Below are 14,831 nucleotides of genomic sequence, written 5' to 3' on the forward strand. Positions count from 1 at the left end.
TCACGACGGGCCGGTGCCGGACCGCCAGCCCGCGAAGAGCGGCACCTCGCCGGTGGCATCGAGGACGACGACGCCGAAGGGCCGGTCGAAGGCGATCCGTTCCACCGCCTCCCGCCGGGGCGCGGACGCGCTCCGGGCCATCCGCACGGCGGTGACGGCCGCCGCCTCGACGCCCTCCTCGGCGACCTCGACCACCGCCTCCTGCACCACCTTGTCGACGAAAAGACCGGCCGGGTCGGGAGTCAGGCCCGCGAAGTCGGCGCCGGGGCGCAGGGCCCGGACCACGCCGAGCGCCGCCAGGTGCGCGTCCACCCCGGTCCGCGTACGGAGGGTGAAGCGCGGCAGGGAGAGGTCGACGGCGTCGGCGGCGAACCCCTCCCGCCCGCCGGGCACGGCCCAGGCGGCGGGCAGCGTCCCGGCGGGCCCGGCCCCCTCCGCGCCGAGCACGAACCGCACCAGGGCGGCGTCCTCCCCGGCACAGGGCAGCTCGACCACGGTGGCCCCGCCGACCCGCCAGGCCCACGCGGCGGGAACCCGCCGCCGCATGGTCGGCACGGGCCGGACGGCACCGCGGCCGTCGGTGAAGGGCTCGTCGCGGGTGAGGTGCGCGGGGAAAGCGGTCCGCCAGGACGCCTTGAGGGCGAGCGCGTTGAGCAGGACGAGGGCCTCGGAACCGTCGAGGCCGAGCGGCAGCCCATCGACCCGGCCACCGGTGGCCTCCCGCACCCACGCGTCGAGGACGGCCTGCGCGTCCCCGCGCAGCTCCCCGAACCGCACGCCGGGCAGCCCCCGCCGGTACTCCTCGCGGACCGGCACCCGGGCCCACACCCCCGTACCCACCGCGAGCCCGCCCGTGGCCGCGAGCCGCCGCCCCGCGACGGTCACGGCCCCGGCGGCCTCCTCCCCGGCGACCCCGAGCAGACCGCGCAACTCCTCGGCGGTGCGCCCCCGCGCCCCGGCCGCGACGGCCCCGAGCGCCAGCCACAGCCCGACCGGCGAGACGACGAAGTCACCGTCCCCGAGGCGGGGCAGCCAGCGCGCGGCGAGAGCGCGGACGGCGTCCGCGCGGGGAACGGGAGGAGGAGTCATATCCTGCCCTTCATGAGCATCGTGAAGATCAACGTCCTGACCGTGCCGGCCGAGCAGCGCGAGGTCCTGGAGCGGCGCTTCGCCTCGCGGGCCGGGGCCGTGGAGGGCTCCGACGGCTTCGAGTGGTTCGAGCTGCTGCGCCCCGTGGAGGGCACCGACCAGTATCTGGTGTACACCCGCTGGCGCAGCGAGGAGGACTTCCAGAACTGGATGAACGGTTCCATGCGCGCCGCCCACCAGGGCGGCGGCGAGGGCGGTGAGCGGCCGAAGCCCGCCGCGTCCGGGTCCACCCTGTGGTCGTTCGAGGTCGTCCAGCAGGCGGCCCCCAAGGGCTGAGCCGCGCCCGGCGGCTCAACCCGGGTGCGTCGCCGGTCGTGCGCGCCGCACAATGGCGCGCATGACCTGGTCCTTCGCCCCCGAGCCCGTCGACACCCCCGAGGCCACCGCCCTCCGCCGCGACTACTACGGCGACGTCGCCGGGCGTTACTTCCGCCGCGTCCTGGCCGAGGACGAGTACGACGACGAGATGCTGAACGAGGGGCTCGGCCTGCTCGCCCCGCCCACCGGGCAGTTCCTCGTCGGACGCCACGGGGGGAAGCCGGCCGCCTGCGGCGGGGTGCTGCTCCTGGACGGGGAGCGCGCCGAGCTGACCCGGGTCTTCGTCCGCCACGCGTTCCGCGGCCTCGGCGGCGCCGGCCTCCTGATGGAGGGCCTGGAGGACGCGGCCCGCGCCCTCGGCGCCCGCCGGACGGTCCTCAACACGCGCCTGGACCTGATCGAGGCGCGACGCCTGTACGTGCGGCACGGATACGCGGAGATACCGGCGTACTGCACCGGCCCGTACATGGAGATCTGGTACGGCAAGGAGCTCTGACGCACCGCGCCGGTCCCCGCGCGGGCGCCCGGCACGACGGCGGTCCGGCGGCGGGAGTCCGGTACGGCGGCGGTCCCGGCGGTGACGTCCGGTACGACGGCGGTCCCGGCGGCGGCCGTCCGTTCACCCGTGGTGGTCGCGGGGCGGTTGCGGGGTGTGGGGGCGGTCGCCGTCCGAGCCGTTCAGCTCGGACGTCAGTTCCTCCACCAGTTTCACCAGGTCGGTGGGCCGGTCGGGCCCCCACCAGTCGCCGAGGAGTTCGGCGAGCGACTCCTCCCGCGCCTCGGCGAGCAGCGTCGTCACCCGTACGCCCTCCTCGGTGAGGAACAGCTGGACGCCCTCCCGGGCGACCAGGTGGCGCTCCTCCACCTGCCGGGACGCCTCGGTGATCACCCGCAGCGGTACGGGGGTGGTCTCGGCGAGCCGGGCCGGTTCGACGGTGCCGTGCCGGCGGATGCGCAGCAGCAGCCAGCTCGCGGCGGGCAGCAGGTCGAGTCCGGCGCGGGCGGTGATCCTCTCGTAGATCGCCTTGCGCCCCTCGCGGGAGCCGAGGACGGAGAGGGCGCGGGCGCACTCGTCGTACGAGGAGCGTTCGACCGGGTTGGAGGCGAGGGTCTGGGTGGTGTCGGGCGCGGTGACCGAGGTGCGGAGCCGGTCCTCCTTGAGGAACCAGGCGACGACGAAGGCGACGAGGACGACGGGCGACGCGTACAGGAAGACGTCGGTGATGGACGTGGCGTACGCGTGGAGCACGGCGGGGCGCAGGCTCGGCGGGAGCTGGGCGAGGGCGCGCGGGTCGGCCGCGACCTGCCCGGGGCCGGTGCCGGGCGGGACGTTCGGTCCCGCCGCGGCGAAGACGTCTTCGAGCTTGCCGGTGAGCCGGTTGGTGAAGATCGTGCCGAAGACGGCGACGCCGAAGGACGCGCCGATGGAGCGGAAGAAGGTGGCTCCGGAGGTGGCGACGCCGAGGTCCTCGTAGGAGACGGCGTTCTGCACGACGAGGACGAGGACCTGCATGACGAGGCCGAGCCCGGCGCCGAAGACGAAGAAGTAGACGCTCATCTCCCAGGTGGAGCTGGTCTCCGTCAGGCGGTGGAGGAGGAGCAGTCCGACGGCGGTGAGGGCGGTGCCGGCGATCGGGAAGACCTTCCAGCGGCCGGTGCGGGTGACGATCTGGCCGGAGGCGGTCGAGGTGAGCAGCAGGCCGAGGACCATGGGCAGCATGTGCACGCCGGACATGGTCGGGGTGATGCCCCGGACCACCTGGAGGAAGGTCGGCAGGTAGGTCATCGCCCCGAACATCGCGAAGCCGACGACGAAGCTGATGAGCGAGACGAGGGTGAAGGTCCGGACGCGGAACAGCTTGAGCGGCAGCACGGGCTCGGCGGCCCGGCGCTCGACGCGCACGAACCAGACGAGGAGGACGACGCCGAGGACGGCGAGGCCGATGATCTGCGCCGAGCCCCAGGCCCAGGTGGTGCCGCCGAGGGAGGCGACCAGGACCAGGCAGGTGGCGACCGAGGCGATGAGGAAGGTGCCGAGGTAGTCGATGGTGTGCTTCGTGGAGCGGACCGGGATGTGGAGCACGGCGGCGATCACGAAGAGGGCGACGACCCCGACCGGCAGGTTGATGTAGAAGACCCAGCGCCAGGAGAGGTGCTCGGTGAAGAGGCCGCCGAGGAGGGGGCCGAGGACGCTGGTGGCGCCGAAGACGGCGCCGAAGAGGCCCTGGTACTTGCCGCGCTCCCGGGGCGGGACGAGGTCGCCGACGATCGCCATGGACAGGACCATCAGCCCGCCGCCGCCGAGGCCCTGCACCGCGCGGAAGGCGATGAGCTGCGGCATGTTCTGGGCGATGCCGCAGAGGGCCGAACCGATCAGGAAGATGACGATGGCCGACTGGAAGAGCTTCTTGCGTCCGTACTGGTCGCCCAGTTTGCCCCAGAGGGGGGTGGCGGCGGTGGACGCCAGCATGTAGGCGGTGACCACCCAGGAGAGGTGTTCCATGCCGCCCAGCTCGCTGACGATGGTCGGCAGGGCGGTGGAGACGATGGTCTGGTCGAGTGCGGCGAGCAGCATGCCGAGCAGCAGCGCGCCGATCGCGACGAGGACGGTGCGGTGGCTCTGCGCCTCTCCCGGCGCGGGGGCGCCGGGCGGGGACGGGCGTAGGTCCTGGGCCATGGTCGTCTCGTCTCCTCGTACGTCTCCCGGGACGGGTCCCCGGAGAGTTCACCTCGGACAGCTCCTCCATCCTGGTCCGAATGTCCGGTTATGGCCTGCGGAAGGGCACGCCCGTTCCCCCGCAGGGAGGGGGTGGGCTGCATAATCGCTCGCATTGGTATCGGGAGGGGAGCCCATCATGACCGGACACGTCTGTCCTGAATGCGGTGTACACAGACCTGGCTGCGCCTGCGTCCGGGCGGAGCCGGCGGCGGCCGAGGACTTCGATCCGCTCCGGATCAGGCCGTACGTGACGCTGGACGCGCCGCAGGAGGCGGAGGCGGGGACGTACGGCGGGCCGGGAGCCGGGGCGTACGGCGGTTCGGGAGCCGGGGCGTACGGGACGGGGGCCGGGGCGCATGACGGAACGGGGGCCCATGGCGGGACGGGTGCCGGGACCGGGGCCCACGGCGGGCCCGGGGCCGGGGCGTACGGGGCGGGGGCCGGGAGCGGGACGTACCCCGGGGCGGGAACGCGGGGGTACGGGGCGGGGGGCGCGGACGCGGACCCGCCGACCGCCCGCCTCGCCGCGGTCCCGCCGGCGGGCCCCCGGGTCCCCCCTCAGGGTTCTCGCCCCGGGGGCCGCGCGGGAACGGTTCCCGCCGCCCCGGTGACGGGAGCGCGCCCGGACGCGTACCCCGGCGCCGAGGGCGACCCCTCCGAGACGATGCCGCTGCTGCTGCACGGGACCGGCGGCACGCCGCCGTCCGGCGGGAAGCGGAGGCGGGGGCGGGGCACGGTGGTCGTGATGGTGGCCGCCGCCGCCGTGGCGGGCACCGCCGCCCTGGCCGCCGCCGTCCTCGGTGGCGGGAAGGAGGCGGACGACCGGGCGGTCCTGCCCGAGGTGACCACGAGCGCGTCCCTGAACGCCGCCGTGTCGGAGGCGCCGTCCCCCTCCTCCACGGGCCCGGAGCCGACGACGTCGTCGCCGACCCCGCACCGGACGCCCTCCGCCTCCGCCACCGCCACCGCCTCCCCGTCCCGCACGGCCACCCCCTCCGCCCCGGCCCGCACCACCGCTCCGGGTCCCGGCGCCTCGACCCGGCCGGCCGTCCCCCCGGCCGTCACCACCCCTCCGGCGCCGACGGCCGCGCCGACGACGAGGCCCGCGACCCCCTCCCGGACCCCGGAGGAGACGCGGAGGCCCGACCAGGAGGCCCCCACCCTCGCCTACGGCGACCAGGGCCCCGAGGTGAGGGAGCTCCAGTGGCGGCTGAGGAACGTGGGGGCCTACTACGGGCCGATCAGCGGCCGCTTCGACGACGAGGTCAGGAAGTCCGTGCGGATGTTCCAGCAGTGGCGGTCGGTCCGGGGGGACGCGCCGGGCGTCTACGGACCGAACACGCGCGCGGCCCTGGAGGGCGGAGGGTCCGACTTCTGAGGCGCGGCCGGTACCGCGCGGGGTGCCGGCGGTCCCAGGATGCGGACACCGGACGGTCCGGTTGGCCAAGACTGCCCCCGGTTTTGTATCGTTGAAAAACAAAGTGGTCCCGCCCGCACTCCCTGACCGGTGGGCGGGTCCGCCTTGTTCTCCGCACCACCCCTTCTGGAGACCCGATGCCTGCCACCACCCCGGCAACGCTCACCGCCCGCGCCCTCCTCCTCGACATGGACGGCACCCTCGTCAACTCGGACGCCGTCGTCGAACGCTGCTGGCGCCGCTGGGCCGAGCGGCAGGGTCTCGACGGGGACGCCGTGCTCCGGGTGGTCCACGGCCGCCAGGGGTACGCGACGATGGCCCTGCTCCTCCCGGACCGCCCGATGGAGGAGAACCACGCGGACAACCGGCTCATGCTCGCCGAGGAGACCGCCGACCTCGACGGGGTCGTGCCCGTCTCCGGCGCCCCCGCCTTCATGGCCGCGATCGCGGACCTGCCGCACGCCCTGGTGACCTCGGCGGACGAGGCCCTCGCCCGGGCGCGCATGGGCGCGGCGGCGCTGCGGATGCCGGCGGTCCGGGTCACCGCCGAGAACGTCGGGGCCAGCAAGCCGGACCCCGAGGGCTTCCTGAAGGGCGCGGCGGCGCTGGGCTTCGACCCGGCGGACTGCGTGGTCTTCGAGGACTCCGAGGCCGGCATCCGGGCGGGCCGCGCGGCCGGCATGCGCGTCGTGGGCGTGGGCCCGCGCGCGGCGGCCTTCGCGCCGGACGCGTACGTGCCGGACCTCACCCACCTGCGGGTCGAGGCGGGAGACGGCTCGATCACGCTGACCGCCCTGCCGTAACACCCGCGCGTACGCGACGACCCTCCGCGTACGTACCCCGCCCTCCGCGCGCGACCGGACCCTCCGGCCGCGCGCGCGTGCTTTCCGGAGCGCTCTCCCTTCACGCCCTTCGCGCCCCTTGCGCCCTTCGCACCCCCGGCGCACAGGCCCCCGCGCACGAGGAAACGGTTCACCACCGGTCGGTACACCCCCGCAACCCCCGGACTCCGGGCGGAATCTGACGCTCCGTTAGTGAACGTCGCACCTCTTGATGTGTCGTGCCCATGACGCCACTCTGTTACCTGACGCACCCCCCACGGAAACCCGGCGCCGCCACGATGGCCGGGCCGCCGTCCGGCGGCTCACGGGGACGCGTCCGCCAAGGTTCCGCCACGTCAAGGGAGTTCGCATGTCCATACACAAGGTCTACGCGCGTCGAATCGCCGTCCTCGCCGCCTCCGCCGCCCTCACCACCACCGGCCTGCTGGCCACCGCGCCCACCGCCCAGGCCGCCCTTCCGACCCCGGTCAGCGCCGCGACCGCGCGCACCTACCTGGCCGCCCTCACGGTGCGGGCGGAGGGTTCCACCTCGGGCTACAGCCGGGACCTCTTCCCGCACTGGATCACCCAGTCCGGCACCTGCAACACGCGCGAGACCGTCCTCAAGCGGGACGGCAGCAACGTCGTCACGGACGCCAACTGCGCTTCCACCAGCGGTAGTTGGTACTCCGAGTACGACGGCGCCACCTGGACGGCCGCCTCGGACCTCGACATCGACCACGTGGTCCCCCTGGCCGAGTCCTGGCGTTCCGGCGCCAGTTCCTGGACCACCTCCCAGCGCCAGGCGTTCGCCAACGACCTGACCCGGCCGCAGCTCATCGCCGTCACGGACAACGTGAACCAGGCGAAGGGCGACCTCGACCCGGCGAAGTGGATGCCCCCGAGGACGGCCTACCGCTGCACGTACGCCCGGGCCTGGGTGCACGTGAAGTACTACTGGAAGCTCAGCGTCGACTCCGCCGAGAAGAGCGCCCTCCAGTCCGTCCTCAACGGCTGCTGACCGCACGGCGCCACGGCCGGGGAAACAGCACCGGAGGAACACCACCGAAGAAACGACACTGCGCGGCCGCACGGGAAGCACACACGACCCCACACTTCCCGTGCGGCTCAATGTTGAACTTGCAAGTACTAATGAGGCGAACCTAACCTACCGACTCATCGGTTCCGTCCCCCACCCCGTTCACCCCACGAACGAGGCCAGACCGAAGGAGTCCCCCATGAAGAACCCCGGCACCGCCGGCGCCCCCGGCGGCACGCGCGGCCCGGCCGGCCTCACGGCCCGCCTGCACCGGGCCCAGCCGTACGCGCTCGGTCTCTTCCGCATGGTCGTCGGCCTGCTCTTCGCCTGCCACGGCGCCGCCTCGCTCTTCGGCGTCCTCGGCGGCGCCATGGGCGGCGGCACGATCCCCGCGGGCACCTGGCCCGGCTGGTACGCGGCGGTGATCCAGCTCGTCGCGGGCACCCTGGTCCTGGTCGGCCTCGGCACCCGGAGCGCCGCCCTCCTCGCCTCGGGATCGATGGCGTACGCGTACTTCGAGGTCCACCAGCCCGAATCCCTCTTCCCGTTGCAGAACGGCGGAGAGATCGCGGCCCTGTTCTGCTGGGCCTTCCTGCTGCTCGTCTTCACCGGCCCGGGCGCGCCGGCCCTCGACCGGCTGTTCGGGAACGGGACCGGGTCCCGGGAGGAGACGGAGAAGGCGGCGCGCGAGGAGCGGACCACGCCGGCCGCGGTCTGAGCGGCGGCGGGCAGGACACCGCCGGCCCGGCACCGGACCCTCCCCCGGCGGGAGGGTCCGGCACGAAGGCGTGCGAGGCCCCGCGGGCCCTGAACCGCCCGGAGGCGCGAGGCGCCGGACGCGCCCCATCGGGCCCGGGAGCCCCGCCCGCGAGGCGTCGTAACAGAGGAGGCCGGTCTCCGCAGCGCGCTTTCCGGCCTTTCCCGCGTACGGTGCGCGGCGACGGCCGGCCGCCGCACCGGGCGATTCCCCTCAGGCTCCCTCAGGTCCCCTCAGATCTCCGCACGTTCGCACGCCGGCGCGTCCCGGCATCACCGCAGGTCCCGTCGCCCCCGCCCGGGCACCCACCGGGCACCGTGAGCCCTCCCCCGCGTAGGCTCTGCCCCTGTGAATCTGCTCGACAGCCTGGGCTCGGTGCGGTCGCTCACCGCCGGTCCGTGGATCTACCCGGTGGTGGCGACGTCGATCCTGCTCGACGTCTTCCTGCCCGTGCTGCCGAGCGGCTTCCTGGTGGTCACCGCCGCCACGGCCGCCGCGACGGCCACCGCGGCCACCCCCGACGTGCCGTCGCTCCTCCCGCTCCTCCTCTGCGCGGCCACGGCCTCGGTGCTCGGCGACTTCCTCGCGTACCGCCTGGCCCGGCGGGGCGGGGCCAGGCTGGACCGGGCGATAGCGCGTTCGCGCCGCCTCTCCCTGGCGCAGGAACGTCTCGGCACCGCGCTCGCCCGGGGCGGCGGGCTGCTCGTGGTGCTCGCGCGCTTCGCCCCGGCGGGCCGCTCCGTGGTCTCGCTGGGCGCGGGCGCGTCGAAGCGGCGGGTCGAAGAGTTCCTGCCGTGGTCGGCGGTCGCGGGCGTGACCTGGGCCTCGTACAGCGTGGGGCTCGGCTGGCTGGGCGGCCAGTGGCTGGGCGCGACCTGGTTCGGCGCGGGGGTGTCCACCCTCGCGCTCTTCCTGGCGGGGGGCCTGGCCGCGTACCTCATCCAGCGTCCGGCCCCGGCTCCCGCGACCGCTTCCTGACGGCGGAGGGCGCCCCGCGCACCTCCAGGCCGTCGAGGAGCCTCGCGGTGGCCTCCGCGACCTCCTCCACGGCCCGCTCGAAGACCTCGCGGTTGTGGGCGGCGGGGGCGCGGAAGCCGGAGACCTTGCGGACGTACTGCAGGGCGGCGGCGCGGATGTCGTCCCCGGTCGCCTCCTCGGGCAGGACGGGCGGGCGGAGCGTCTTGATGCTGCGGCACATGCCTCCAGTGTGACGCGCACCACTGACAACCGGGCAGGCCCCGCTCCCGCCGCCCCCGCGCGCCCGTTCCGCACGCTCCGCGCTCAGGCGCCGAGACCGCGCCTGCTCCGCGCGTTGAGCTCGGCGGTGCGGGCCCGCAGTTCGTGCAGGGGCGTGGCGAGCTGGATGTCCACGGGCTCGGCCTCCCACTCGGCACCGCCGTGGACGGCGCGGATGCGGAAGCGCCCGGAGACGCTGTCCACGTAGAAACCGACCCGCCCGGTGGCGGTGTCGCGGACGAGGTCACCGACCTCGGGCCATGACTGCACGCATCCCCTCCGTCCCGGAACCTGAAGCATGGGGACACTCAGGGAAGCGCGGCGGCTCCGCCCTGTCAACGCATCTCTAGAGATGTCCCCCGTTGGACGGATCGGCCGGGCGGGAAGGCGTACACGTGTGCCTCCGCGCCGAGAAGTGCGCCGTAGGGTGTGCTCGCAGAGGAAGGGGGTGGTCCGCCCGTGACCGACCAGGACAGTGCCCGGCGGCCCAAGTACCGGAAGATCGCTGAGGAGTTGAGGTCCGCGATCCGGTCGGGCACCTTCGCGCCGGGCGACCGCCTCCCCGGCGAGAACGACCTCATGGCGACCTACGACGTGGCACGGATGACGGCCCGGCAGGCCCTCTCCGTCCTGCGGGCCGAAGGGCTCACCGAGGCGCGCAGGGGCGCGGGGGTCTTCGTCCGCGTCTTCCCCCCGCTGCGCCGCCGGGGCGTCCCCCGCCTCGCGGGCGACCACTGGGGCGGCGGCCGTTCGGTCTGGTCGGCGGACATCGGGGACCGGGACCTGGTGGTCGACCGGATCGAGGTGACCGAGGAGGAGGCCGGCGCCCGGGTCGCGGAGATCCTGGACCTGCCGCCGGGCGCGCCCGTCTGCGTCCGCAGCCGCCGGTTCGTCCTGGACTCCCGGCCGGTGCTGCTCTCCGTCTCGTACCTCTCCGCCGAGCTGGTGCGCGGTACGCCGATCACCGCTCCGGACACGGGTCCGGGCGGCACCTACGCGCGGCTCGCCGAACTGGGCAGGCGGCCGGTGCGCTTCCGGGAGGAGGTCCGCTGCCGGATGCCGACGGCGGACGAGTCGGAGCGGCTGGCCCTGGGACCCGGGACACCGGTGGTCCTCATCGACCGCACGGCCTTCACGGAGACGGGGGCGGCGGTGGAACTCAACGAGATGACGCTGGACTCGTCGTCGTACGTCCTGGAGTACGACTTCGGGGCGTGACGGGCGGGGCGGGGGCACCGCGCCGGGCGGAACGGCGGTCCGTCGCGCCCGGGGCGGACGGGTTCCGGGGTCCCGGGTGCCGAGGCTCTGACCTTCAGAGGTCTCGGGGCCTTGGGGTCCCGGGGTCCCGCCAGGCGGCCCGGCTCAGGCGCCCTCGCGGGCGCCGCTCTCCTTCCGGGCGCCGCTCTCCACCCGGGCGTCGCTCTCCACCCGTACGTACTCGGCCCGGACGCTCTCCGAGCGGACCTCGCCGACCGCCTCGCGGGCGGCGGGGACCCCGTACTGCTGCATGTCGGAACCGACCTGCCCGCCGAGCGTCATGACGTTCAGGGTGGCCGAGTTCTCGTTGGCGATGGCCTTCTCGACCCGGGCGACGAGCAACTGGAACGACTGCCGCTTCGGCAGGTCGTGGTACGGCCCCACCCTGGCCTCGAAGTAGACGCGTTCGTGGCCGAGGAGCTGCTCGGTCGAGCGGTAGTTCTTCCACTGCTCCCGGTACCGGTACACGCTCTCCAGCGACACGGCGGCGACGACGACCACGCTCAGCACCGTGGCCGCGACCCGCGCGGAGTCCAGGTCCACGTTCACGAGCACCGGCACGAGCGACCCGCCGACGACGGACAGGGTCCGCATCCGCTGGTGCATCGCCTTCGCACGGGTCGCCTTGGCGTCGTACCACTCCTGGTACTGCGCGAGTCTCGTCTCGATGTACCGCTGCGGCGTCATCTCGCCGCCCCGATCGCCCTGTTCGGGCGCGTCCCCCACCTCGGTCATGGCCGGAGTACACCCGCCGCGCGCACTGCCCGTCAACTCTCCGCCCGCGCGGCGCGAACCGGCGCGGGGCGCGTTCGCCCCGCCCTCGGCCAGGGGTTCCCGGTGGCCGTCCCGCCGGGGCGTCCACCGGGAGCGGGCTGCGGGAAGCACCTTGATCTCAACCGGACTTGAGGTCCTACGGTGATCGCATTCCACCGATCGCGAGGAGGAGCGCATGAGCGTGACGCTCAGGGAGTACACGCAGGAGCAGGTGGCCGCCCAGCCCGTCGGGGCGTGGACGGGCATGGCGTGCCGGCTGGTGGTCGGGGCCCTTCGTGAGCAGCTGGCGGTGGAGGACCTCACCCAGCCGCACTGGTGGACGCTCAACCACGTCGCCGGGCAGCCGGGCACGTGGACCCGCGCGGCGCTGACCGAGCGGCTGGCGAAGTGGGACGACCTCGGGACCGACTTCGACGGCGTCTTCGACGACCTCGTCGCCCGTGGCTGGCTGGTGGAGGACGCGGGGCTCATGACCTTGACCGGGGCGGGAGAGGCCGGACGCGTCCGGGCGAAGGAGCGCAACCTGCGCGTGCACCGGCGGGTCCACGAAGGCGTGGACACGGCCGACTTCGTGACCACGATCAACGTCCTGCGCCGCATGGTCGCCAATCTGGGCGGCGACGGCGACCTGCCCGGCTGACGGGCGCCACGGGCCGCCGCGCCGGGCAGCCCGGCACGACCCGCACACCGGACCGGGGCCGCTCGCACGTCCGCACACCACGACTGCCCGGTGTCTCCCGTGGAGCGGGGCACGAGAGGGCACCGCTACCGGCCGAGAACCTCGGCGAAGTCCAGGAACAGCACTGCGCCGAGGACGGCAACAGCCACGACCCCGGCCGCCAACAGGGTCACGACCAACGCAACCGCCATCGTGACCCGCGCGCGTCTCACAGCCGACCTGTACGCACTGTCGTCGTCCCAGTCCTGATCACGCATGGCAACCCCCTTGGCAGGCACCGTACAAAACGCCTGCGGAACCGCTCCGGGCAGCCCAACGGCCGGCACCCGCCCAATGAGCCCTTCCCCTCCGCGCTGGGGAACGGACAAGGCCCAGGCCCCCGGTTCGATACCGGTGACCTGGGCCTTTGCCTGTCTACCTACTGGTGGGCGCGGACGGTTTCGAACCGCCGACATCTGCTTTGTAAGCTCGTGCGGGGCGCTCTCGCCAAGGGTGGATCGCTGGTCACCACCGCCACGGCGGTTCGCGTGCGACCACCGTCATCCGCCGCCGTTGATGTCAGTTTTGGATGTCAGCCGGCCGCACTCGACAGCCAGCTACCGCTTCTTCCGAAGCTTCTTCATCCTGGCTTCGGCTTCCTTCTTCTTCCGCTGCTCGACCCCGTACGGCGACCACGGCCCCTGATGCTTGGAGCACCGAGAGGTACCCGTCATTGCCTTGTTCAGGCAGCGGCCCCCGCTCTGGGTAGGAGCACCGCACTTCGGCTGAACCATCCCGTTCCCTTCTCAGGCCCACTGTGGACTTTCTCAGCGCTGCCCGCAGAGCGGGTTCACGGTGAGGGCGCACAGGGCGGTGGCAGAAGCACGGGTGGAGCGTCAGGGGCACGAAGGTTGCTCAGAACTCCCGTACCCCTGAGGGGTCCCACCATGAAGGAAGGAGCCGAGTCACATAGATGTAGGCGGGCCCATACGGTGTCTCCGTGTGGAGCGACTCCCATAGATCCAGGTCGTGAGCGCAGTAACGCCGCAACAGATCCATCATCCGTGCGACCTCTTCGTCACTGAGGCTGCCGCTGCCCTGCCCATCGGTCATGGACGTCATGGTAGGTGTGCCCCTCCGGCCCCTCTCACGGCTTCACCCATGGATGGGGATCTCGTAAACGATCTCGCACAGGGCGGCGGGCACGACGATGTCGGCCGTCTCAACGGGTCGACCCTGGTCGCTGTAGTACGTCCGCCGGATATGAGTGACGAGCGCGGCCTTCTGGATCCCAAGAAGTGAGGCTTCTTCGGTGGTGGCCTGCCGGGGCTCGGGCTGTTCGACGGCATGGCTGACGGTGACACCGATCTCGGCCATCCGGTTCACGACGCCAGCGCCGGCGTGCGGCCCAGCCTCTGGAAGGACTACGAGGGTCCCGCCGGTGAGGTCGTACGGCTCCCAGCTCGTCGACAATTGCACGGGTCGCCCGTCGGCGAGGAACTCGTACACGGTCCGGACGCACAGCTCGCCCTCCCCGATCCCGAGCCGCGCAGCGATCTCTGCCGGCGCGGGCACCTTCGCATCGGTCCGGCTCTCCCAGCCACCGTTCCGCCCGACGGCCTTCATGTCCGCCCGGAACGGCGACCCGTCAGGCTGCTCACGCGCCGCGGACCGAATCATCCGCACCCGCTGCCGGGGCTCGGCCACATAGGTCCCCGACCCGGCCCGCCCCTCCAACACCCCCTGGGAGATCAACAGCTCCTGGGCCCGGCGAACGACGTTCTCGCCCACCCCGCACTCCTGGCCGATCTGGGCCCGCGAGGGCAGCCGGTCTCCAGGACTCCACTCGTGCTCCGCGATCCGCCGCCGCAGTTCGTCGGCTCCAGATCGGCGGCCAGCCCTGCCGAGTAGCCAGCCTCCGCCAACTCCCCCTCGGCGCGAAGTGCCTCCTTATGCGAAACAGGCAAGCAACTGACCGTGCACCCTCGCACCCGCCTGGTCACCCTCCGAGTCCACAAAAGGCGGTGACCGCGACCATGGCCACCCTCCGCGACACCATCGCTGAAAACCTCCGCACCCAGATCACCACCGGCCACCTCAAGCTCGGAGACCGTCTCCCCTCAGAACCCAAGCCGGCCGCCCACTACAAGGTCAGCATCCCGACGGTCCGCCAGCCCCTCGCCCTCCCCCAAGTCGAAGGACTCATTGAGAAGACCCACTGCAAGGGCAACTTCGTCCGCGCTCCGCTCCGCCGCATCACCTACAGGGGCGACGCGGGCACACCGTTCACCCCCGACCTCCAGACCATCGTCCGCACCACCACCGTCCGAGCCCGCGGCCACATCAGAACCTCCTTGAAGGTCCCGCCCAACACCCTCCTGACGGATTTCCACCGCACCACCCACGAGGGTGAGACTCCCGAAGCATCGCCCGCGTCTACATCCCCGCGATCTCACGCCAGCCACACAACCCGCCTCGCCCTCCTGACACGGCGTTCGACATACTGTCCGCACGGAAACCCAGGAGACGGTCACTGCCCGCTTCCCCACCCCGGATGAGGCAGCTGCCCTCCGCATCACCCCCACGCGGACAGTCCCCACCACCACGCGCATCCAGCCGCGCACTCGAAGCCGTGCTCCTGACACTCTCCAGCCACGTCGCAGACACGGTCTTCACCAACCACCCG

At 73.1% G+C, this 14,831-nt stretch carries 17 protein-coding genes; 10 read left to right on the top strand and 7 right to left on the bottom strand.

Annotated elements, in window-relative coordinates; all coding sequences use genetic code 11:
- The gene (locus tag ACZ6AQ_RS02300) at window positions 1-1,089 is read right to left on the bottom strand and encodes a serpin family protein (RefSeq protein ID WP_468756831.1); all 1,089 of its coding nucleotides are present in this window, start codon (window positions 1,087-1,089) and stop codon (window positions 1-3) included.
- 12 nt (window positions 1,090-1,101) lie between these two features.
- Between ACZ6AQ_RS02300 and ACZ6AQ_RS02305 the strand changes: the two genes are divergently transcribed.
- Complete coding sequence (locus tag ACZ6AQ_RS02305; RefSeq protein ID WP_388694490.1) at window positions 1,102-1,425, top strand: antibiotic biosynthesis monooxygenase family protein; 324 nt, start codon at window positions 1,102-1,104, stop codon at window positions 1,423-1,425.
- Window positions 1,426-1,477: 52 nt separating this feature from the next.
- On the top strand, window positions 1,478-1,963 hold the full coding sequence (locus ACZ6AQ_RS02310; protein ID WP_468756833.1) for a GNAT family N-acetyltransferase: 486 nt from the start codon (window positions 1,478-1,480) through the stop codon (window positions 1,961-1,963).
- A 123-nt stretch (window positions 1,964-2,086) separates the two neighbouring features.
- Here ACZ6AQ_RS02310 and ACZ6AQ_RS02315 read toward each other — a convergent pair whose 3' ends face one another.
- Window positions 2,087-4,144 (bottom strand): MDR family MFS transporter, encoded by a 2,058-nt coding sequence (locus ACZ6AQ_RS02315; RefSeq protein WP_468756835.1) that lies wholly within the window; start codon window positions 4,142-4,144, stop codon window positions 2,087-2,089.
- A 649-nt stretch (window positions 4,145-4,793) separates the two neighbouring features.
- Here ACZ6AQ_RS02315 and ACZ6AQ_RS02320 point away from each other — a divergent pair.
- The 5 genes from ACZ6AQ_RS02320 (at window position 4,794) to ACZ6AQ_RS02340 (ending at window position 9,198) form a co-directional block, all read left to right on the top strand.
- On the top strand, window positions 4,794-5,564 hold the full coding sequence (locus ACZ6AQ_RS02320; protein WP_468756836.1) for a peptidoglycan-binding domain-containing protein: 771 nt from the start codon (window positions 4,794-4,796) through the stop codon (window positions 5,562-5,564).
- Window positions 5,565-5,740: 176 nt separating this feature from the next.
- A complete protein-coding gene (locus ACZ6AQ_RS02325; protein ID WP_468756838.1) occupies window positions 5,741-6,406 on the top strand; it encodes an HAD-IA family hydrolase in 666 nt (221 codons plus the stop codon).
- Between the two features lie 394 nt (window positions 6,407-6,800).
- A complete protein-coding gene (locus tag ACZ6AQ_RS02330) occupies window positions 6,801-7,445 on the top strand; it encodes an HNH endonuclease family protein (protein WP_468757065.1) in 645 nt (214 codons plus the stop codon).
- A 217-nt stretch (window positions 7,446-7,662) separates the two neighbouring features.
- Window positions 7,663-8,181, top strand: a complete 519-nt coding sequence (locus tag ACZ6AQ_RS02335) for a DoxX family protein (RefSeq protein ID WP_468756840.1) — start codon at window positions 7,663-7,665, stop codon at window positions 8,179-8,181.
- A 393-nt stretch (window positions 8,182-8,574) separates the two neighbouring features.
- On the top strand, window positions 8,575-9,198 hold the full coding sequence (locus ACZ6AQ_RS02340) for a DedA family protein (RefSeq protein WP_468757066.1): 624 nt from the start codon (window positions 8,575-8,577) through the stop codon (window positions 9,196-9,198).
- Here the strand turns inward: ACZ6AQ_RS02340 and ACZ6AQ_RS02345 are convergent.
- Window positions 9,158-9,418: a DUF2277 domain-containing protein gene (locus ACZ6AQ_RS02345; protein ID WP_468756841.1), complete on the bottom strand. Its 261-nt coding sequence runs from the start codon at window positions 9,416-9,418 to the stop codon at window positions 9,158-9,160. The genes ACZ6AQ_RS02340 and ACZ6AQ_RS02345 overlap by 41 nt on opposite strands.
- An 83-nt stretch (window positions 9,419-9,501) precedes the next feature.
- On the bottom strand, window positions 9,502-9,726 hold the full coding sequence (locus ACZ6AQ_RS02350; RefSeq protein WP_468756843.1) for a hypothetical protein: 225 nt from the start codon (window positions 9,724-9,726) through the stop codon (window positions 9,502-9,504).
- A gap of 189 nt (window positions 9,727-9,915) precedes the next feature.
- Between ACZ6AQ_RS02350 and ACZ6AQ_RS02355 the strand changes: the two genes are divergently transcribed.
- Window positions 9,916-10,674: a GntR family transcriptional regulator gene (locus ACZ6AQ_RS02355; protein ID WP_468756845.1), complete on the top strand. Its 759-nt coding sequence runs from the start codon at window positions 9,916-9,918 to the stop codon at window positions 10,672-10,674.
- Window positions 10,675-10,818: 144 nt separating this feature from the next.
- On the opposite strand, the gene ACZ6AQ_RS02360 is transcribed toward ACZ6AQ_RS02355, so the two are convergent.
- Entirely contained in the window at window positions 10,819-11,448 is a 630-nt protein-coding gene (locus ACZ6AQ_RS02360; RefSeq protein WP_468756846.1) for a DUF4231 domain-containing protein, read from the bottom strand.
- Window positions 11,449-11,662: 214 nt separating this feature from the next.
- On the opposite strand from ACZ6AQ_RS02360, the gene ACZ6AQ_RS02365 reads away from it, so the two are divergent.
- On the top strand, window positions 11,663-12,127 hold the full coding sequence (locus ACZ6AQ_RS02365; RefSeq protein ID WP_468756847.1) for a MarR family transcriptional regulator: 465 nt from the start codon (window positions 11,663-11,665) through the stop codon (window positions 12,125-12,127).
- Window positions 12,128-12,252: 125 nt separating this feature from the next.
- Here ACZ6AQ_RS02365 and ACZ6AQ_RS02370 read toward each other — a convergent pair whose 3' ends face one another.
- The gene (locus ACZ6AQ_RS02370; protein WP_468756849.1) at window positions 12,253-12,423 is read right to left on the bottom strand and encodes a hypothetical protein; all 171 of its coding nucleotides are present in this window, start codon (window positions 12,421-12,423) and stop codon (window positions 12,253-12,255) included.
- A gap of 877 nt (window positions 12,424-13,300) precedes the next feature.
- The gene (locus ACZ6AQ_RS02375; RefSeq protein WP_468757068.1) at window positions 13,301-14,017 is read right to left on the bottom strand and encodes a GntR family transcriptional regulator; all 717 of its coding nucleotides are present in this window, start codon (window positions 14,015-14,017) and stop codon (window positions 13,301-13,303) included.
- A gap of 152 nt (window positions 14,018-14,169) precedes the next feature.
- On the opposite strand from ACZ6AQ_RS02375, the gene ACZ6AQ_RS02380 reads away from it, so the two are divergent.
- Complete coding sequence (locus ACZ6AQ_RS02380) at window positions 14,170-14,703, top strand: GntR family transcriptional regulator (protein WP_468756850.1); 534 nt, start codon at window positions 14,170-14,172, stop codon at window positions 14,701-14,703.
- The last annotated feature ends 128 nt before the right edge of the window (window positions 14,704-14,831 follow it).

Source organism: Streptomyces sp. NPDC041191 (assembly GCF_055591945.1).